Here is a 21,038-nt window from a genome sequence, read left to right on the forward strand (position 1 = left end):
GCACTCCTACCGCCAAAGTAACAAGTCCGGCTGCACTTCAACAGGCCAACTCTTTGTTGGGTACGGTGTCCAAGCTATTAGGCTCCATTCCAGTGATGGGAAAAGTGGCTGGTGTTGTTGCGGGAGCGCTAAGTGGACCTGCGGCGGGTGTGATTCTGAAAGCAACCGCAGTGATCCCTGTTCGGAGCAAAGGAACCCCTACGATTGGAGGCGGTAAGGGGAACGGCATTCATCCGTTGAAACACTTGGCTGGTTTAGCAGTGCAAGGGTTGATTACTCAATACGAGCATGAGCAAGCGAGACATGCCTACTATAGCAAATGGATTCTAGGAAAAGTGTATACAAGCGCACGTCATATAGCGCATTCCGGTGGCCCATTAGAGCTGATTCAAAACTTGCTGTCAGCATCAAAAACTATGGTTCATGCCTATCAACAGGTACCTAAAAGTGTTAAAGATAGAATGCTGAGGGAATATAAAGAACAAGAAAAAGCTAGAACTGAAGCTGCCCTTAAAGCAAAAAAAGAAGCTGCGCCACCAGAGCTGACAGAAGCAGACTACGAAAGAATCTGGCAGGATTATCTTAGGGCAGCATATACCGAAGACTTTACACCCAAACTTAAACCGGGGAGTTATCGAGGAGAAGATGGTCTTGTACGTACTCGTGACGGTAAACCGGATCGCCAATACTATAGTGAATGGAAACATAATTATCCCGGCGATTTCTTCATGCTAACTAGGAAGCAAGGAGTATCTGAAGAAGAGAAGAAATGGATGTTCTATGCTATTATCACAGAAAACCCTCTTATGTTTGGTGGTCGAGGGGGGATTGATCATACTAAAGAATTAAAGGGGATACTTTCAAAACTGGGTAGAGGAAAAGGGTTCTTTAATATTTCTTCTGGAGTAAGTGCAAAAGTAAGAGTCCAGGAATTATTAGCGAGACAACAAATAGAAGCTAGAGAAAACATAGCTAACCCAAAAAATAACCAAACTCTTGAAACCAAAGGCTACAAACCACAACCAAATGAAAGGTTAACAACGAAAAACCAATATAAACAACAGGATCAACAGGCAAGGAAAACGCTACGAGAGACTGCCTCCAAGGCAACTAGAGAAGAAAATAGTAAAATTCAAAAGAAGGTCATATATAATGTAGCTAAGAGTACAAATACAAGAAAATCCTCAAATATAAAAGAATATTTAAAAAAGGAAAAAGAAATTGTTAAATCGCAGGACACTAAGGAGACGTCACAAGCTCCTAATGCTAGAGTCAATTATAAATCAGGTTATGATGATCATTTAATTGAAGTGAAAGGGTTTAAAGCAAAACCAACTATAGGAATAAAAGGTGGCCACAACCTTGAAAACTTTGAGCGGTATATTTTAGACAACTTTGGCGATCAAGTTAAGAATATTAATCAAGCTGCGATAAAAACGCCACATCCAGATATTCCGGGAATTTATGAGGTTAAATACAAACTCCCTGTTTATGACGGAATGAGCTTAGCTAATGGTGGAAAAGGAAACTTTACTGGTCAGTGGAAAGAGTATAAGAATCCAAAAACTGTATACGATCCGAAACTACTCTCTGATGAACAGATGCTTAAGTTGGGGAGAGAGGCAATGGAAGAGGGAATTCAAAATAATAAAATAAAAATAGACACACGACCAAATGCTGTTTCTGATGAAATTGTTGGATATGCTGAAGTTGACGGTAAAAAACTGGAATTTATAGGTTACAGGGATAAAGCTACTGGAGAAATAACAAACTTTTTTCCTGTGATTCCGAAAAATTAATTAATAGATAGGGAATGAATAAGATGGATGATGAAATATATTATGTAGAAGATGTTCAGGAAAAAATTAAGAATATGGAGGCATACTACGGTACTTTAGGGGACGGTTATTTTTTAGAAGCTCTAAATGAATTTACAAAGGGTAAAGGATTTGGTATTGGTTATACTAGCTGCTATTTTGCTACTGAATGCACTCCAAATGATGAAGAGTACTTTGGAGATAGTGGAGTAAATTTCACAACAACTCCGCCAGTAACTAGTGTAGAAGTGTATGCAATTGTGGATTATGAGATGTTTTTTGAGTATTTAGTTAAGGTAGCTCAGGAGTATCTTTCAAGACATTCCCAGAATGTCGCTAAAGTTGAAAGTTGTTTAGCTCAAATCAAGGAGAAGTTAAATTTATACGCTTAAAACAATAGGATGTTTACACACCCAACAACAAGATCGCACAATACAACAAACCAAACACTAAAAACTTAACACAAACTTGATAGCCTTTTTAAAAGCACAGTCCCACTTGAGATACGAGTAGGAATGTGCCTTTTTATGCTAAAAATAAGCAGTCAATTAGCAGAATAAGTCCCAATTCCTATATAAATAATACAGCTTTGCTATCCCCCTATCAGAGTTACCAACCACATCATAATCTCTGATGGATTCACAATTGGTCGGCATCATAAATATCAACATGTTTGCTCATCATTTATTTTCAGAAAAACTTAAACTTATAGATTTTCTACTTTCATTTATGTATTTCCCATCGACTCAAACTAGACTCGCATAAAAAAGCACCTCCTAGCATTCATCGGACAAACCAAGAGGTCTGTTCCAATGTCTACACTAGGGGGCACTCTTCTAATCTGGGGAATTTGTTTTACCCCTTAACTGACCCGGCTGCGATCCCTTCCACAATTCGGTCACTCATGATGAGGAACACGAGCAAAATGGGCAAAATGCTGATCATCAACGTAGCTCCGATAGCTCCCCAGTCGGTCGTATATTGTCCAATAAAGTTTTGGACGCCTACAGTCAGTGTTTTGTTTTCGTCCGAGCTGATGAACGTATTGACGAAAATAAACTCATTCCAGTTATAGATCATGTTAATAATAGATGTCGTTGCCATGACGGGGGTTGTCATGGGCAGCACGATTCGGAAGAACATCCGGTTGACGGAGCAGCCGTCCATAACGGCCGCTTCTTCCACTTCACGGGGCAAGGCGTAATAGAAGCCCAGCAAGATCATCATCGTTGTCGGCAGATTAAAGGCAACATACGACAAGATGATGGAGAGTGAAGTGTCTGTTAAATGCAGTTTGAGAAACATACTGAACAACGGAATCAAGGTGGAATGAACCGGAATCATCAGTCCGACCATAAAGAGCCCGAGGACCAGTTGGCTTCCTTTCCACCGCATACGCGTAATAGCAAACGTTACAAAGCTGGCTAGCAGCACCGTCAACGCCACGGATATGACCGTAATCCACACACTATTGAAAAAGTACCGCCCGATGTTGCCGCTGGTCCACACATTCATATAGTTCTCCCAATGCGGCTGGGACGGGAGTGCAAACGGCGGAAGGTTAAACACTTCCTGATTATTTTTAAGCGAGAACAGCATCAGCCACACCAGCGGTAAAAGCTGCGTCACCGCCAAGATGATTAAAATGATATACAAAGCGGCATAACCGACCCGAGTTAACATTTTGCCGCGGGTAGCGACTCCAAGCGGATAGTTGGCGGCTGCCTGGGTTTTCATATCCGTTCCTCCCTCTTCCTGTCCTTTGTTACCCTCATCTATTTGCATGACTGGATTATGAATACTGGATGGTGTCACTTGTGGCCGTAACCTTGCGGATCAGCCACGTAGCGATTAGACAGATGAGCAGCAGGGCAAAGGCTGTAGCACTGCCGTATCCAAAGTCAAAGCTGCGGAATGCCTGGTGGTACATGTAAGAGGCCATCACTTCACTGGCTCCATTCGGTCCACCGTCCGTCATGACATAGATCAGGTCAAAATATTTGAGCGAGCCGACAATCGATAATATGATCGTAACGTTAATCACCTCGCGCAGCAGGGGCAATTTGATACGAGTCGCAATCTGCCAGGCACTGGCCCCGTCGATCCGGGCAGCCTCCATCAGCGTTTCAGGAATGTTTTTCAGCCCGGCATAATAGATCAGGATATAAAAGCCTGCATATTGCCAAATAATCGGAATGAACAAGGCAAACAGCACCAAGGACGGATTAGCTAACCATTCAGGCGGATTGTGGACTCCGACCGACGCCAGTATGGAATTGAACACTCCGTTCGTTGGATGATACATTTTGAGCCACAGCTGTGCGATCGCTACAGATGACAACAGCATGGGAATCAGATAAATTTTCCGCAGCAGATTCGCTCCCTTGATTTTTCCTGACAAAATCATCGCAATGACCAGATAACCGATCAGACTGATGCCTGAAAACAAGGCCAACAGCAGCGAATGCCAGGCACTTTGCCAGAATGCACTGTCTGTGAGCAAATGTTGATAATTGTCCAGTCCCACAAAAGTCATAGAGCCGATTCCATTCCACTGATTCAGGCCGTAATAGCCGGTCAGTACGATGGGTACATATATTACGGCGAATAACAGCAGCAGAGAAGGCAATACATATAGAGCAATGACAAGCTTATTGGACATGACCTTTTCCACGTTCGGGCCTCCTTAGGATTCAATTTCAATTTCCTTTCTCGATGGCAGCCTTATGCTGCTCGGCAAATTGTTGCGGTGTCACCGCTTTACCAAACAACGCCTGAATCATATTCAAATGCACCTGCGCTGCATTCGGCTTCATCTGTACATCGGCGAACAATGTAATGCTGCTAGCTTGATTCAGTCCGTTCAGCAAATCGACATACAGCTTGGGCAAATTTTCTTTGGAGGTGTCCACTTTCGTCGCCGGAATAACGCCTGCCTGTGTGACCGATTGTTCTCCCCATTTGACTACGAAGTATTCAACGAACGCTTTGGCCTCTTCTTTCACCTTGGAATTTTCCGAAACGAACAAGCCTACTCCCGGACCTCCTACCCAACTGTTCTCGTTGCCCTTGCCGCCTGCAACCATCGGGAATTTAAAGAAGCCAATTTGATCTTTAAATGATTGTGGGATTGCGGGATTGGTCGTAAAATTCGGCAATTCCCAAGTAGCCATCAAATACATAGCTGCCTTATCGTTCATAAACTCGGATTTTCCCTCATCATTGGACAAGCCGTTAAATCCTTTGTTAAAGGCATTCATATCCACAAGCGTCTGGACTTCGGAGGCCGCCTGAATTAAACCAGGGTCATCGAACGATCCTGAACCGTCAATCGCTTTTTTCAGCGTTTCGTTACCCGCTATACGGTCCGCCAGATACATGTACCAGAGCGAGCCGGTCCAGCGGTCTTTATTGCCCAATGCAATCGGTGCAACTCCATGATCCGTAAGTGTTTTCACAACCTGCTTAAACTCGTCAAATGTCGCAGGTACCTTCAAGTTGTATTTTTGGAATATGGCTTTGTTGTAATAAATAGGTGTAATATTCAATTCAATCGGAAGCGCATACGTTTTGCCATTCAGCGCATAAGCTTCGGTCGTTCCCGGTACGAATTTGTCCTTCAGCTTGGAACCATTCAACAGGTCATCCATCGGTGTAAATAATCCACCTTTAACGTAAGGCTCCATAAAGCCCGCTGCCCAGGTAATTCCGATATCCGGCAATTCATTGGAAGCTGACAGCACTTTGAGTTTGTTTTTATATTGTTCATTTTCCAGCACTTCCTGCTGAATGACGACATTCGGATGATCCTTTTGGTATTGATCTATAATCTGAGTCACAAGCTTGCTCTGCTGTGCCGAGCTTCCCTCTGGCCACAGGTGCATCATTTTGAGTGTAACCTTTCCCCCTTCTCCACTGGAACCGCCTTTACCATCCTTACCAGCACCGCAACCGGATAGCACCAGCATGAATGACAGCAGCAGGGTCAACCCAGCAAACCATTTTTGATGTGAGCGCTTACGTAAACCATACTTGTTGGACATCGTTAGACCTCCGTTTGTTGTATTTATATTTTTTTGTAACCGTTATCATTTGTAAGTTTAGCACTCCATTCCTGCTTCCAACAGGGTACGCTCATTGGGTATAATTCCACTTTTATTGGGTTTGATCTGCCTATACGTCAGTCGATATTCTCCGGCCCTGTACGCATCTGCTGCCTGTAGCGGCTGGGACTTACCCCCTCGGTCGCTTTGAATACTTTAATAAAATATTTATCTGTTCGGTAGCCTGATCGCTCGCCGATTTGGGCAATCGTTAACTGAGTATGCAGCAGCAACTCCTTAGCCCGTTGGATCCGCAGCCGATGCAGATATTCGCTGAAGGACAAACCACTTTGCTCCTTGAATAAAACACTAAAATAGCTCGCATTCAGGTGTGAATGCGCGGCAGTCTGCGCCATCGTAATGGATTCGTGAAGATGCTCCGCCATATAGGTGAAGGCACGTCGTACCGGATCACTAAGAGTAGTTGCCTGGAGATCAAGCTCTAGCAGAACAGGGTCAGCCAGCTTGTCCAGCTTCTCGTACCGCTGCCGCTCCTCTTCCAGCCGAAGCGCTTCATTGACCGCATTCAGCAGCTCCTGCTTATCAATCGGTTTGAGCAAATAATTGACGGCTCCCAGACGAAGAGCCTGCTGGACATAATCAAACTCCGCATAACCCGAGATGACAATGATCGCTGGTCGTCGTGAATCCCGTTCCAGAGAGCGGATTAAATCCAGCCCACTGAATTCCGGCAACCGGACATCCGTAATCAACAGATGAACTGTCTCCGCTCGCAGTATATTTAATGCTTCCAAACCATTATCGAATGTTACAATCCGGTATTTCCCGGCGGCCCATTGCTCCAGTGTCTGGTGTATCCCCTGACGTGTTCGCTGTTCATCGTCTACAATGACAATGGTTTTGGATGAAACACTCATTCCTACCGCCCTCCATATTCATCAGGAATTTCAAAAGCGACCACTGTTCCTTCCTGCTCAGCACTATGTATCAGCACACCATCCGTTGAATAAGATGCGCTGTCATAATAAAGAGCAAGCCTGCGCTGCACATTCACTAGTCCCATACCGGTTCCCTTGCTCTGGCAGGCTGCTCCCCCCATCAACGCTGTACGCACAGCTGCAAGTTCTTCCAGTGTCATTCCAGGTCCGTTATCTATGACCGCGATCTTGGTCCAACCCGATCTGGTCGAAGGAGTGACACTAATTTCAACACGGCCGTTGCCGATGCGATTTTCGACACCATGCAAAATGGCATTCTCTAGAATAGGCTGGATCAGCAGTTTAGGAAGCGGAATTCTGGCTGCCTCCGAAGGCATATGAATTTGCCAGCTCAGACGTTCACCCAGACGCATCTCCATCAGTTCCAGATAACGACGGATTTGCGCCATTTCTTCCCCGAGTGTCACCCAAGAGTCATGGTGAGCAGGTTCGATAACATAACGAAACAGCCGCGACATGGACACCATCAGCCCGGCAAGCTCCTCTTCTCCCTTCTCCTGTAGCGACCAGTTGAAAGCATCCAGCGTATTAAAAAGAAAATGCGGATTGATCTGCGCCTGCAGAGCTTTAAGCTCGGTCTGGCTTTGTAAAACCTCCTTCTCGCAAATAACACGGATCAATTCATTGATATCGACAATCATTGTGTTGTACTCTGCGTTCAATTCTCGCAGCTCGACCGCTGCTGCCGGTTCTGGATTCAGTGCCAATGCCCCTTCCCGTGAACGACGCATCGCCTGAATCAAGTGACCTATCGGTCTGGTAATCAACGTAGACAACATAAAGGACATGAACAGGAATAGCACGGCACCAAGAGACGCGGAAATGATAAGTGTAGTCCGTAAAACCGTAATTCCGTCTGTGACGACACTAACCGGAATCAGGATCAGCAGCGACCAGCCCGTCCGCTCCGACTGCTGAACTGCCTTCACATATTCCCGCTCCCCAATATGAACCGTCTGTGTCTTGCTATGCAGTACACCTGACAAATCCGTCTGGTTCATTGGTTCACCCGACAGCAGCTGGCCTTGTCGATCTACAAGCAGCATAGTTTCATCCGCTTCTTCATTGACCGCTGTCGCACCATTCAGCCCAAAATAACTTCGCTCCATACGGGTAATCAAGTACCCTCCACGTGAGAACCAGCGATCCACCAGGCTCACCTGCCGAATTGCCAGCAGTGACCGGGAGTCTTCGGGATCAATGCCGATCCAGACCAGTCTTCCTTTCATCTGATTCGCTTCTCGGATGTCTGCCTGTCCAATACGTTCCTCCAGACTGCCCTCTCTAATCGGAAACAACATCTTTCCTTCGGCGGTATACAGCTCCAGTGAGCCGACACTCGGCATATATGCCTGATAGCTATGCATCACTTGCAGTAGTGATTGACGCTGTCCGAAATTCACCTTGACCCCGTTGCGCTCCTCCAGCAGAATATGCTGAACAGACGGGTGATTCGCGACCTGCTCCGTCAAGCTATCCATCTGGCCGATTAATGCATCCAGCCTACCGCTTGCTTGTACCGCAGTCTGACCAATATGCCGCTCGGCACTGTCTTTTAACAGGTGAGACACATTGAGATAAATGAACGCCCCCGCCACACTCATCATAATGAGCATCACCAGTATAAATCCGATAAAAATCTGATTACGTAATGTGTTTAATGGCTGAAACCTTGACCTTGAACGCATAAGCCTTCTCCCCCTGAACCATCGCAGAAAAATGGGTGATGATAACGCTTTCCTTTTCCTATTCTATCGCATCGTTCGTCTTTGTTGGCATATTTTCAGCAGAGATTAATCAAAATGGGCAGGAATGCTATGAAATAGAAAGGTCGTAGGGTAAACGAAAAAAATGACTCCCGACAAATGCAGGAGCCATCTACTGACCAGTTACACCGAAGCTTCTTTCAAATCACCCAAACTAAGGTACCGTCCAGGCTCCGAAACTTGTATATGAAATGGGTATCCTATTGGAGCGCAGCCAAAATGCGGTCGCACAGCTCCATCGTTTTCACGTTATCCCGTCCACTTGAACCAGGCGTCCGTCCTTCTTGGCAGCAGTTCATGAAATGTGCGATTTCACCAACAAAACCGCGCAAGTACAAATCACGGTATCCGCCCGACATCGCGGAGGCTGACGGTGTCAGAACCGTATCGTTTTCCGCAAGGGATTTCCAAGGAAGCTCTGTATGACTCTCCGACTTGTGAATGATCAGTGTATTCACCTCATCCGCGTTCGCAAAACCATGATCAAAGGTTACCGTGAACCCTTCGCTCTCGCGTGTCCATGCTGTCATACCTGCGAAGTATAGGCTACCCACTACACCATTTTCAAATTTCAGGGCAATCGTATGGGAAATACACTCGCCGTTATCGTTCGCAAATCCGGTAACCTGCGCCACTTCTCCGAACAAATAACGTACCAGATCGACCATATGAACCGCCGCTAGCTTCATGAAATCTTCGCCAGTTTTGCAAAACAGGGTACTGTCCACGAGGAATTTCGCCTGAAATGAGCGTGCGGCTCCAAGCGAGCCACCCTCAATCAATTCTTTTAATTTTATGTATACAGGCGCGTAACGCTTCATGAAACCGACCATCAGTACGACACCCGCTGCTTCTGCCGCATCTGCAATTTGGGCCGCTTCCTCGGCATTCCAGCCCAGTGGCTTGTCTACAAAAACATGTTTTCCAGCCTTAATGCAGTCCAGTACGAGCGAAGGATGATCTGCCGCTTGTGCAATCACGACAACTCCTTCACAGTCTTCCTGCTCCAGCATAGCCTTGTAATTGTCATAAGGTGTGCCACTGCTTCCAAACCGCTGAAGTGCCGTCTTCGATCTGCTTAGATCTCTAGTCGCAATCGCCTGAATTTCAGCACCTGCCCCAATGACAGCAGGATATATATTCGTTGAAGCGTGAAAGCCCGCCCCGATAAAACACAGCCTCGCCTTGCTCATGTTAGTCCCTCCCATGTACACACTAAAATAATCCGATCCCATCGTACCATATTGCCGAAGTATATATACAGTGGCATAAAGATAAAGGACATGATTCTTAAGGAGAACAAGATAAAAAAACCTTAACAAAGATAATCCCTTATCCTTGTTAAGGCTCTGTCTGTATCACCAGCAACAATCCTTAAAAATACATTCAATTACAGGGTTCAGACATTACCTTGTAGATAACGAAGCCCATTTTTGCTCCAGCCACTGATCAAATTCAGCACCCTTGTCACCTTCATAGATGTCATAAATATCGACTCTCATCTTGTGCAACTTTTCGCGAAAATCGTTATAGGTATGGTCGGCTGGTAAGCTTTTTTTAATCCGCACCAGAATCTTCGTCAGGCCCTTAACAAGCTCACCCTCTTTGCGCACAGGCGGCTGTACATTCTCGCCCCATTCCTGAAGTCTGCGGTAAGCGGCTTCCTGAACGGCATATACCGTATCATTATTCAAACGGTGTGTCAGCAAGTCAATCGTCTGCTGGTTCTTCCATGCACCCAGATCATTTACCGCGGCTAGGCGTGTTTTCCAATCGGAGGTTCGGTTTGCAGCTACTTTAAGCTGCTCATATACATCTGCAAATTCTTGCTGAGTTTCGTTGTTTTCCAAAATCATCTCATCCTTTTCTAAAAATCACTATATTACTGTTCATCACGATTGCCGTTTGTTAAATATAACATACTTGCAGGTCTTCTTCTAAAAAAAGATAAAAAGAAATGTATCGGACATAACATGGTCAGAAGGCATTCATTCGCCTCTGTTGTCTGCCGCTGAAAGGCATCGTAAATTCCTCCAGATATCGGGGTAGATAAACCGTATTTTGAAAGGGGAATTTACAGAAAATCTGCACGTGCTGGTGTAAATGCATCTAGCAGAATACCGCCATCCTCCAGTGGGATACAGCCATGAAGAGTATCGGATGGAAAATGGATGCTGTCTCCTTCTTTGACAGTCTGCACTTCCTTTGTTTCGCCATTATCGATCATGAACTTAAAGCTTCCCTTTATTACATAAGTGACTTGTTCATGGACATGCTTATGCAACAGGATCTCCCCTGTTTGGGCTTTAGCAAACATCACTTTGACATACATAAGCTGGTCACTGTGGGCCAGCACTTTCCGGGTGGTATTACTGTCAACGATATCAATTTGAATATCTTGATCGTTAAAAAACATGGATAATTCCTCCTCTTTTTAAGCACAAATGATTTAGACGCAAATGATTTAGATAAGTTATTTTGAAAAAATTCATAAATCGATTTAGTTTAAAACCAGCGAAATATAAGCCAAAGTACTCCAGAAAGAGTAGTAAAGTCGGGATCGGCGAACGTTACCCCTTCGGCACCCAAAAAAGAAAAGAGCGGCAAGGTGAGAGCCGGCAGCAGACAGAGCAAGAATCCATTAAGACAACTGGAAATAACAGCTCCTCTGAAACCACCGCTGGAATTGCCGAATATCGCGGCTGCACCACCAGCGAGGAAGCAGGCCATGATCCCTGGCACAATGACAGGCAATCCGATAAACGGGAAAAGAAAGACGCAGGCAACGCCTGTGAAGAAGCTGACCAAGAAGCCTACCAACGCGGAATTGGGTGATTTGTCGAACAGTACCAGAACATCCACACCAGGGATTGCTCCAGGTGCAAACACTTGGGAGAAACCTTTGAAAGCGGGTACAATTTCAGTTGTGAACAGCTTAACACCTGCTTTTGCGATATACAAGCCGGCAGCAAAAATAGCTGACTGTTCGAGGATGAAGACGATGTATTCTTTGCCATCCGATAATTTGCTGACATAATCAGAACCAGCAACCAGTCCAGATACCAGTAAAAGCACAAGCATCGTCAAGGTCGTTGCAACATTGGGGTCGCGCAAAAAACTGATGCGGTCATTAATTTTTACATTTTCGGTGTCATTTTCACGGTTGCCAAAAACTTTCCCTAAATAGGTACCTAGAATGTAAGAGGTCATGGAAGCATGAGCAATCGTATATTCATCCGATTTAATAATGTTTTTGCTGGCATTCCGGAGTAGGTAAGGAAACACCGCCATATAGCTCCCAATTACCAAAGAACCGACGATAATCGTAGTTAGCGAACTGAGACCCAGACCTTTCATAACGGCTGTAGCGGCAAAGCTCATAAACAAAATCAAGTGAAGAGACAAATAAATGTACTTGAACTTGGTCAGGCGTGCAAGCACGATGTTAAGGATCATGGAAAAGAGCAGAATGAGTGCAGCATCCGCCCCGATCTGATCAATGGTCAGTGCCATAATGGCTTCATTGCTTGGTACGACACCTTTAAGGTTGAAGGCATAAGAAAAAATTTGGCTGAAGTTAGTGAGAACGCCACCTAAAATTCCGCCGCCGACCTTGATCATGGTGAAGCCCATAAAAGAAAGGGTAGTTCCCGTAATGATCTCTGATACTTTCTTCCTCTGGAATATAAGGCCGAGTAATGTCACAATCGCGATAATGATGGATGGCTCCCTGATAATGCTCATAAACATTTCCATAGTGATCTCCGACTTTCTTTTATTTATTTTCCATTCTTACTAAATCGATTTAGTAATACTCGAAAAAAATTTCCCTCTCGGGAATGTAAAAAGAAGCAGAATCATTTTTTTGTGAATTAATTCACAACTCACTCCATACATTATTCGTTTAAGTTTCCATTCCTCCCCTCTCTTCAATCGCAATCATCACTAAAATCAGGACATACATAAATGAAAGGGTATTCATGACTCGAATCATAAGATCATTATAGCTCTTTATTTTCTTTTTACAATAGAATTTATAAAAACGTTTTCAAAAAGATGAAAAGGACTTATTCAATCATTCAGTTCAGTTTTTGGACAGATTCTCTGTGGTTAATGACCGGATTCATTCGGATGATTTCTGACAGCTCCTCATGATCCTGTTCTTTTTGATCAATTTTCTCCAGCAGTAGCCTGGCACTTCTTTTCCCCATTTCAAAACTCGGCTGGGAAACGGTTGTGATCGGCGGATTATAAAAAGATGCAAAGGATACATCATCTATGCCAATCAAGGAAAAATCATTAGGTATGGTCAGATGATTATTTTTTGCATAAATCAGCACCTGCTCCAAAATCATGTCATTCGTAGCAATGATTGCGGTGGGCGGATGCTCCATATGGAATAGTTGTCCAATCAGATTAGGCATTTCATCCAACCTGCCGCTTTTGATATAGTTTTCATTCACTGATATGTCATGTTTGCCCAACGTATTTCGATAACCTGACAGCCGCTCACTTCGTGTGGTGATCGCTTTTTTGCCTAAGGGGAACGTGATAATCCCAATGTTGTTATGACCATGCTCAATGAGTGCTTCAACCGCAAGCTCGCTGGCCTTTTCATTATTCAACAGCACTGTGTCTACACTGATTTCATCGATTTTTCGGTCCACAAACACGAAAGGATAGCCATTCTTGGCAAGGGAAACATATAATTTCTTGTTCTCTTCCGTCGGGAAAATGATAAGTCCATCCACTTGCCGAGCAATCATCGACTGGACATACTTTTTCTCTTTGAGCGAATCATCATCGGTATTGCAGACAATGACCTGGACATTTTCCAGTTGGCATTCATCTTCAATTGCACGCACGACTTCTGTTGTAAATCTCGATAAAATGGTTGAAGAAATAACCCCCACAATGAAGGTCTTCTTCTGCTTGAGACTACGTGCCACCTCATTAGGTATATAACTGAGATCCTCAATCGCTTGCTCGATCTTCTTCTTAGTGTTTTCACTCATATAGTTGTATCTCTTTTGCAGAAACTGCGAAACTGTACTCTTCGACACCCCGGCACGTTCTGCAACTTCCTTCATCGTTGTTACCATAATTACCCTCCTTTCTTTTTCTGCATGTCAGGCGTATTAATTTTCAAATATATATATTCTGCAACCTGTATGTAAAGTGAATTTCACTTTATTATATACCTTCTTTTACAGCAGGAAAATATAATAAATGAGGAGTTAGAGCGTGCCCTCCACCTCATATATAACCGCCCCCACAAATGCTGGACACTTAGCTTAACCATCCGTTGTTACGAATCTATTGAATTCGAACGAAATCTTAGAAATATACGAATTTTATGAACTTGTTTGATGGAAGATTTGAACATAAAATGAGAATGTAATCGATTACAATTTCTTTTAAATAAAGGAGGAAGCAGAATTATGAAGAAAAAAGGACTGAAAAAAACATTTTTCATCATTACCTCCCTCGTAATGGGCTTCACACTGTATGGCTATACTCCCGCTTCAGTAGATGCAGCCAGTGTGAAAGGATATTATCACACCCAAGGAAACAAGATTGTAGACGAATCCGGGAAAGAAGCGGCATTTAATGGCCTGAACTGGTTCGGTCTGGAAACTCCTAATTACACCTTGCATGGACTGTGGAGCCGCTCAATGGACGACATGCTGGATCAGGTGAAGAAAGAAGGCTACAATCTGATTCGTCTGCCTTACAGCAATCAGTTATTCGATTCCAGTTCCCGTCCAGACAGTATTGATTATCACAAAAACCCTGACCTGGTCGGATTAACTCCGATTCAAATTATGGACAAGCTGATCGAAAAAGCTGGACAACGCGGTATTCAGATTATCCTTGACCGTCACCGTCCAAGCTCAGGTGGGCAATCCGAGCTGTGGTACACATCCCAGTACCCTGAGTCTCGCTGGATTAGCGACTGGAAAATGTTGGCTGATCGTTATAAAAACAACCCTACCGTCATTGGTGCAGATTTACACAATGAGCCACACGGTCAAGCAAGCTGGGGCACAGGCAATGCCTCCACAGACTGGCGTCTGGCGGCACAACGTGCAGGGAATGCGATTCTGTCCGTGAATCCGAATTGGCTGATTCTCGTAGAAGGTGTAGACCACAATGTACAAGGCAACAATAGCCAATACTGGTGGGGTGGCAACCTGACAGGTGTAGCCAACTATCCTGTCGTTCTGGACGTACCGAATCGTGTCGTATATTCTCCTCATGATTACGGCCCTGGTGTGTCTTCGCAGCCATGGTTCAACGACCCGGCCTTCCCGTCCAACCTGCCAGCGATCTGGGATCAAACCTGGGGCTACATCAGCAAGCAAAACATAGCTCCGGTGCTGGTCGGTGAATTCGGCGGTCGTAATGTTGATTTGTCTACTACTGAGGGGAAATGGCAAAATGCACTCGTAGACTATATTGGTGCCAACAACCTGTACTTTACGTACTGGTCCCTGAATCCGAATAGCGGCGACACAGGCGGTCTGCTGCTGGACGACTGGGTTACCTGGAATCGTCCGAAGCAGGATATGCTGAGCCGGATTATGAAGCCTGTTGTTTTCGTAGCAGAACAAGCGAAAGCAACCGCCGAATAGGCACAGGGCTTCACTTCACTTATTGAAAAAGCCGATTTTCCTCCTTCAGGCCAGATTATGCTGGGCTATGAAGATGTGGAGAAACGGCTTTTTTTTGTGATACCTGCAAACCTCCAGGATTACACTCCACGTGTGTACATGTTTTCCTCTCCTTCTTGACGCCTTCTATCCAGTTTTATACATTGTAAATTTCCCATCGAATGGGGCATTTTGTAAACTAAATCTCTCTTTTAACCGATAAATACATATGTTGGATTTGAACTCAGGAAGGAAGATTTCATGTGATTATTTGGAAGGGTTTTGGTATTTTAAACATCGTTGTTCCAGGGATTTTATTTGTTATTGTCGGGAGTTTAGTATCCGCTCTAGGACTTGACTCCATAGATTCCCGGCTGCCGATGGCTTTTGTGTTCATTGTGTCGGGAGTTATTATCTGGTATTTGGGAAAAGCGCTTAACGCTGACTCGGACAAAGTACTAGTTGATATGGAAACGGGGCAACGCTATCGAATGGGAACCCAGCACAGTCTGTTTTTTATCCCTATGCATTATTGGGGCCCTGCCGGTCTGGCGATCGGATTTATTTTAATCGTTGCATCGATATTTATATAACGTTGATTGCAAACATAAGCTATTCCGAACACCACAATGCGAGCCAGTTGCTCCCATTGTGGTCTTTTTCCTTTTCGCAGGTCAATTATGATCGGATACCACCATCATTTTACCTGTAGGCCAATGAATTCGGGGCAGGCAGGTGAAAACCTAGCTCATGTTTCGCCCCAGCTGCTCCACCTTGCTCAGCCAATCGTTGCGCTGCTGATCCGATAATTTATTCATGAGATCAATCGCAGTAGAATGCACCGGTTTGACACCACATAGATGCAGCGTGGAATCCTTCATCATCCGATGTACAGGCTGTCCCTGGAAAAATCGGTAGTACCAATGCGGACCGTCCATCGTTGTAATGAGGCGGGCCGTTCTTCCTTTTAGAAGCTTGTCAGGCAGAGGTTTTCCTTTTTGATACTTAAACGCAAACCCCGGCATAAAGGTACGGTCAATGAATCCTTTCATTAATGCAGGCAAGCTGCCCCACCAGATCGGAAAGACAAAAACGAGATGTTCTGCCCATTTAATCGACTCCTGTGCTTGGATCAAATCAGGTTCCAGCGGCAATTTATTACGATATCCACCTAATAGATTTGGATTAAAGTCCAACGCGGATAGCTGCAACAAACGAACCTCTGCCCCTGCAGCCTTCGCTCCTTTTACATAGGATTGAGCCAGCGCTTCCCCATAACTGCCAGCGACCGGATTCCCTTGAATCACCAATATTTTTTTAGACATATAAACCACTTCCTACCTTCATATTATGATTTTAGTTAGAAGACACTAACTTTATATTTAAAAAGAAAAGGTCACTACTGACCTTTACTTAATAAAGCAGTTAAACGTTGTTTGACCTCTGTTGCAAATGGAACCAACTGCTGTGGAAGTTCACCTTCCAGGCTGGACACGGACAAGCGTGTAATGGCTCCAATGATGAGCACACCGGATAGCAGAGCATCCTGCTTCGGCAGTTCACCTTGTTGAATCCCCTGTTCGATGAATTCAGTCAACGCCTCCAGCGGCTGACGCACATTCTGGCTCTGACTTGCTTCAACATACAGCTCATGATGCTGTGATAGTAGAAGCAAACCATACTGGTCCTCATCATGCATATTCAGCACTTCATCCACCAGTTGATGGAAACGACTAACGAAGTTCCCACTCTGCTTGCGATAGAAGTCAATTAATGTGGTGTAGCTATTACAATATTGCCCGAATACTTCCAAGGCCATCGCATCTTTACTCTTAAAATGCTTATAAATCGCGGCATCCGTCACACCGGCAGCCTCTCCAATTTCTTTGACTGAAATGCCGTCAATTCCTTTGGTTGCAAATAAGCACATTGCTGCCTGCAGAATATCTTTCTTTTTGCTGTCTACATGTGTTTTCTTATTCATAAGCTTATAGTAAGTGATAACTAACTAAAATGCAAATTATATTTATGCAGGTTCATTCTGTCTTCATACTTTCATTTGAAATATATTGAATTAAACCTAAAAACCATGTTTTATAAGCGATTAATCATAAATACCCTAAATAATACGTTCATCATCCCATTTTATTCATATAAAAAAGATATGTAACCGAATAAAACGGGTGCTAGGATAGGTGGGACTCATTATGCTTGAGGTGCATGCAGTCACCCAGCAGGGAAAAGACTCAGGCAGTCTTGGATATGGAGCGACGAGCACATTTCCCCGCTGCAAAAAGTCGTACAAGCCATCCATGACCAAGGCCCCAAAGCCGATCTTCAGCTTTGGCGTGTCGGGTGCAAAGGCTCGTTGCCCCAAGAAACAGCTGTATCTGCCTCTGGGTTGCCTCACCGCAAACAGTATCATCCACTGGATCGCACACTAAATTGGACAATTTCCACAATAATAGGTGTGCCGGAGAGAATTGCCTCTCCTTCGTTAAGGCGAATCGTCAGCGATGAAGGTGTTAGGCTATACAATGTGCTTTCTTGTATCATTCCATTAATGTATAGATTGGCATAGCTGTTGCTTCCGACATTAAAACGCTTAAAGGCCTCCTGTACACCATCTACAGAAAATTGATCCGCCATTATCGTGATTGAAGATTCAATTGTAGCAGGTGCAAGATAAAAATACCGCTCAGCTATGGGTATAATTTCAATATTTGAAATGTCAGGTGCCGGGCCGGTTGGCCCTGTTATACCTCGGGCTCCAGTAGGACCAGCTATGCCCTGCGCTCCAGTAGGGCCGGGTACTCCTGTTGCACCTGGACTTCCTTGGACTCCAGCCGGACCTGGCACTCCTGGCACTCCTGGCACTCCCTGTGTTCCTGCTGGACCCTGTATTCCTGGTATTCCTTGGACTCCCGGTGTTCCCGCAGTTCCCGATATACCTTGGGCTCCTGCTAAACCTGGAATACCTTGTACCCCTGTCAAACCGGGAATGCCTTGTGCTCCTGCCGAACCCGGTGCAGCTCGCTTTCCCGTCTGGCTCATGCTCTTCCTCCGCTTGCTAGGAGTATTTCTGCACCTCCGTTGCATGATTAGCTTTGGATGCTTTTTGGCATGGAACCCCGTTTTTGTTCTACCTTTGAATGAATAACTTGTTTTACACTTTTTACGTTTGTTGATCTTGTAATGTACGGTCCTCTTTCCTAGCCTCCTTAGTGATGAATCGCGTCTCCTCATACCAGCCGTATACACCTCCTTCTCACATGCTTATTTATGTAGTGTATGCACATCCCCCTTTAGGGTTTTAGGCATTTGTAACCTTCAGATTCCAAGTATTCGCTTCCATCTATATTTGTAGCAAAATAGGGCCTTCTCCATTTACCCTATTATTAATAGAAAGGTTAATATGCCGTTACCGAATAGGTTAAAAAATCATTTATTAATTAAGAGCCAGTAAAATGGTTCATACCACAAAGAAAGGAGATAAGAACCATGCCAATCATAAAACCTGTATATACAGCAGTAGCTACTGCTCCCGTAGCAACTGGTGGTGCCGTAACCACGACTGTAACCCCAGCCGTGACTCGTTTTTTTGCAACAATTACAGCCGGGATGATCGGCGCAACAACAACAACTGTTCCTGCCGCAAGCTTTGTTGATGACGCAGATGCTCCAGTTGTTGCTTTACCAACATTAACGGCTACTGATTCTTCTAATTTTTATATTAACGGAGTTATTCAGCAGAGCTCCTTATTCACCCTCACCACAGCAAGTCTGGTCATTGCCTCCGTAGATATTACACCAGGTGTCCCAGTTGTTATAGAAATAACAGATTTTAGCGGCACAACTTCCATTATCGCGACTCAGCCTACCATCTCTGCGCCTACCGTCACTATTATCACTTAACACTTTTCATATTTTTGATTCAAGTTGGACTGAACGGTCATTCACGCTGTACATTACCCCGTATAAGCTAGAAAAGACCGATTCAGATGTCGATATCTGAATCGGTCTTTTAGATTATATAATCGTTTTCAAATGACTGGATACTGTATGATTAAGGCAAAATAGCAAAGGAGCGCACCGGAAATCCGGGGGAATCTTGAATGCTCGGAACGATATTATATATGACCGCACCCGTCGGGGGCAGCTTATCCAAATTCGTCAGCACTTCAACTTGATACCGATCCTGCTCCAATATGTAATATTCCCCTACCAGCTTGCCAGCTTTGCGATAGGCTACAGAGGAATCGGTATCTAGCGTTTCATGCCCAATGGCAGCCACATTCCGTTCTTCTACCAAAAAGCGCAGCGCCTCCAGCGACCAGCCCGGGCAGTGTGCATCTCCGGCGTCGTCCTTGTTCGAGAAGGCATCGGAATCAGGCCATCGTTTGCTCCAATCACTGCGAAAAGCGACAAAGGACTGATCAGCAATGCGTCCATGCTCTTTCTCAAAGTCCAAAATATCCGCAACCGTAAGTTCATAATCAGAATTGGCTGCAACGGCTGCTGAACGGTCAATGACAACTAGCGGCAAAACCAGCTCCTTCAACGAAAGCTCATGCAAGTACCGTTTGCCCTTCACAAAATGAACGGGTGCGTCAATATGAGTCCCATACTGACCGGGAAAGCAGTATTGTTTTACAAAAAAGCCATCATCGTGGGTAAACAGGGTATCCACCTGAACATTATCGAATACTGGAAAATGAGGGATTTCAGGATAAAAAGCGTGGGACAAATCCACCCACTCTTTTTGCTTCAACAACTTCAAGATATCTGCTAAATGCTCTGCCATGATGCCCATTCCTCCTCAGCTTTATTACAAGCCATTTTACCTGAGGATTCTTCAAAAATCTATAAATCGAAATGCAATCGTTAACATTATGGAAAAAATACAAAAACAATTCCATATATTCATATATACATTTCCTATTCCGTGTGATTGTTAACGTTTTCATTATTACATATACGTCTTGATTGGAAAAAGAAGGGGTCTATTGAATTATATAAAAAATTCGACAAAAATTTTAGTATGTAACTTTTATTATATTAACAAATACTGGAACACAAAGTATGATAGAAAATGTAGAAACCACAGGAGCCCCGGGACTCCCTTCGTTCATCTACTCCATTAATCCAATATACGGAGGTATTTTATGAAAAAGAGATTTTCGCTCGGAATCGCGGCAGCTCTGCTGTTCACTACTCTGGCTCCTATAGGTGCACCTGCTCATGCAGCCAGCGATATTGGCAAGGAGACGCTCGGCAGCAAAAACGGATGGGCAGCCTTTTCTACAGGCACAACGGGCGGAGCTGCAGCCTCTTCTTCCAATATTTTCACCGTAACGAATCGCAAGCAACTTGTCGATGCTTTGGGCAAAAACAGCAATAGTACGCCTAAAATCATTTATGTCAAAGGCACGATCAACGCCAACGTCGATGACAATAATAAACCGTTGGGATTGAACGACTACAAGGACTCTAAATATGAGTTTGACGCCTACCTAAAAGCGTATGACCCGTCCACATGGGGTAAAAAGGCCCCGTCTGGCACATTGGAAAAGGCACGTGAGGCTTCACAAAAAAATCAGGCCAGTCGTGTCGTCATTGAAATTCCGTCCAATACTACGATTGTCGGTCTGGGAAGCGACGCGGTCATTAATGGCGCAAACTTCCAACTAAAAAAAGGGACAGACAACGTTATTATCCGTAATATCGAATTCCAGGATGC

At 44.5% G+C, this 21,038-nt stretch carries 20 protein-coding genes; 6 read left to right on the forward strand and 14 right to left on the reverse strand.

Annotation, left to right across the window (positions count from 1 at the left end; genetic code table 11):
• Positions 1–1,799, forward strand: a 1,799-nt coding sequence (locus tag GRP75_RS08965) for a CdiA family toxin C-terminal domain-containing protein (RefSeq protein WP_160789118.1), incomplete at its 5' end; no start/stop codon positions are given.
• A gap of 23 nt (positions 1,800–1,822) precedes the next feature.
• Positions 1,823–2,209: a ribonuclease toxin immunity protein CdiI gene (gene cdiI / locus GRP75_RS08970; RefSeq protein WP_076157516.1), complete on the forward strand. Its 387-nt coding sequence runs from the start codon at positions 1,823–1,825 to the stop codon at positions 2,207–2,209.
• Positions 2,210–2,672: 463 nt separating this feature from the next.
• Here the strand turns inward: cdiI and GRP75_RS08975 are convergent, their stop codons facing one another.
• The 10 genes from GRP75_RS08975 to GRP75_RS09020 form a co-directional block, all read right to left on the reverse strand.
• The gene (locus tag GRP75_RS08975; protein ID WP_013311404.1) at positions 2,673–3,554 is read right to left on the reverse strand and encodes a carbohydrate ABC transporter permease; all 882 of its coding nucleotides are present in this window, start codon (positions 3,552–3,554) and stop codon (positions 2,673–2,675) included.
• Between the two features lie 55 nt (positions 3,555–3,609).
• On the reverse strand, positions 3,610–4,491 hold the full coding sequence (locus GRP75_RS08980) for a carbohydrate ABC transporter permease (protein ID WP_039273005.1): 882 nt from the start codon (positions 4,489–4,491) through the stop codon (positions 3,610–3,612).
• A gap of 25 nt (positions 4,492–4,516) precedes the next feature.
• Positions 4,517–5,860, reverse strand: a complete 1,344-nt coding sequence (locus GRP75_RS08985; RefSeq protein WP_160789119.1) for an extracellular solute-binding protein — start codon at positions 5,858–5,860, stop codon at positions 4,517–4,519.
• Positions 5,861–5,997: 137 nt separating this feature from the next.
• Positions 5,998–6,798 (reverse strand): response regulator, encoded by an 801-nt coding sequence (locus tag GRP75_RS08990; RefSeq protein WP_023989783.1) that lies wholly within the window; start codon positions 6,796–6,798, stop codon positions 5,998–6,000.
• A 2-nt stretch (positions 6,799–6,800) separates the two neighbouring features.
• Positions 6,801–8,567, reverse strand: a complete 1,767-nt coding sequence (locus tag GRP75_RS08995) for a cache domain-containing sensor histidine kinase (RefSeq protein WP_160789120.1) — start codon at positions 8,565–8,567, stop codon at positions 6,801–6,803.
• A 278-nt stretch (positions 8,568–8,845) separates the two neighbouring features.
• Positions 8,846–9,838: a Gfo/Idh/MocA family protein gene (locus tag GRP75_RS09000; protein WP_160789121.1), complete on the reverse strand. Its 993-nt coding sequence runs from the start codon at positions 9,836–9,838 to the stop codon at positions 8,846–8,848.
• Between the two features lie 213 nt (positions 9,839–10,051).
• On the reverse strand, positions 10,052–10,495 hold the full coding sequence (locus tag GRP75_RS09005; RefSeq protein WP_028542207.1) for a HEAT repeat domain-containing protein: 444 nt from the start codon (positions 10,493–10,495) through the stop codon (positions 10,052–10,054).
• Positions 10,496–10,719: 224 nt separating this feature from the next.
• Entirely contained in the window at positions 10,720–11,061 is a 342-nt protein-coding gene (locus tag GRP75_RS09010) for a cupin domain-containing protein (protein ID WP_023989787.1), read from the reverse strand.
• 89 nt (positions 11,062–11,150) lie between these two features.
• Positions 11,151–12,395, reverse strand: a complete 1,245-nt coding sequence (locus GRP75_RS09015; RefSeq protein ID WP_226887745.1) for a PTS ascorbate transporter subunit IIC — start codon at positions 12,393–12,395, stop codon at positions 11,151–11,153.
• A gap of 329 nt (positions 12,396–12,724) precedes the next feature.
• Positions 12,725–13,747 carry a substrate-binding domain-containing protein gene (locus GRP75_RS09020; RefSeq protein ID WP_160789122.1) on the reverse strand — a complete coding sequence of 341 codons (1,023 nt, stop codon included), beginning with the start codon at positions 13,745–13,747 and terminating at the stop codon, positions 12,725–12,727.
• 339 nt (positions 13,748–14,086) lie between these two features.
• Here GRP75_RS09020 and GRP75_RS09025 point away from each other — a divergent pair, with 339 nt between their 5' ends.
• Together GRP75_RS09025 and GRP75_RS09030 are read left to right on the forward strand one after the other, a co-directional pair.
• Complete coding sequence (locus tag GRP75_RS09025) at positions 14,087–15,280, forward strand: glycoside hydrolase family 5 protein (protein WP_068942084.1); 1,194 nt, start codon at positions 14,087–14,089, stop codon at positions 15,278–15,280.
• A 281-nt stretch (positions 15,281–15,561) separates the two neighbouring features.
• A complete protein-coding gene (locus GRP75_RS09030; protein ID WP_028542202.1) occupies positions 15,562–15,891 on the forward strand; it encodes a hypothetical protein in 330 nt (109 codons plus the stop codon).
• 150 nt (positions 15,892–16,041) lie between these two features.
• Here GRP75_RS09030 and GRP75_RS09035 read toward each other — a convergent pair whose 3' ends face one another.
• The 3 genes from GRP75_RS09035 to GRP75_RS30280 all read right to left on the reverse strand — a co-directional run bounded on the left by GRP75_RS09035 (position 16,042) and on the right by GRP75_RS30280 (position 18,352).
• Complete coding sequence (locus GRP75_RS09035) at positions 16,042–16,623, reverse strand: NAD(P)H-dependent oxidoreductase (protein ID WP_160789123.1); 582 nt, start codon at positions 16,621–16,623, stop codon at positions 16,042–16,044.
• A gap of 74 nt (positions 16,624–16,697) precedes the next feature.
• Positions 16,698–17,282, reverse strand: coding sequence for a TetR/AcrR family transcriptional regulator (locus GRP75_RS09040; protein ID WP_068942082.1), 585 nt, complete (start codon positions 17,280–17,282; stop codon positions 16,698–16,700).
• 437 nt (positions 17,283–17,719) lie between these two features.
• Complete coding sequence (locus GRP75_RS30280; RefSeq protein ID WP_160789124.1) at positions 17,720–18,352, reverse strand: DUF4183 domain-containing protein; 633 nt, start codon at positions 18,350–18,352, stop codon at positions 17,720–17,722.
• Positions 18,353–18,799: 447 nt separating this feature from the next.
• On the opposite strand from GRP75_RS30280, the gene GRP75_RS09055 reads away from it, so the two are divergent.
• A complete protein-coding gene (locus tag GRP75_RS09055; RefSeq protein ID WP_160789125.1) occupies positions 18,800–19,213 on the forward strand; it encodes a DUF4183 domain-containing protein in 414 nt (137 codons plus the stop codon).
• A 151-nt stretch (positions 19,214–19,364) separates the two neighbouring features.
• On the opposite strand, the gene GRP75_RS09060 is transcribed toward GRP75_RS09055, so the two are convergent.
• Positions 19,365–20,102: a cyclase family protein gene (locus GRP75_RS09060; protein ID WP_023989797.1), complete on the reverse strand. Its 738-nt coding sequence runs from the start codon at positions 20,100–20,102 to the stop codon at positions 19,365–19,367.
• A gap of 361 nt (positions 20,103–20,463) precedes the next feature.
• Between GRP75_RS09060 and GRP75_RS09065 the strand changes: the two genes are divergently transcribed.
• Positions 20,464–21,038, forward strand: a 575-nt coding sequence (locus tag GRP75_RS09065) for a pectate lyase family protein (protein ID WP_483311086.1), incomplete at its 3' end; no start/stop codon positions are given.

Origin of the sequence: Paenibacillus sp. OT2-17 (assembly GCF_009827695.1) — a bacterium.
Lineage (GTDB): Bacteria > Bacillota > Bacilli > Paenibacillales > Paenibacillaceae > Paenibacillus > Paenibacillus polymyxa_B.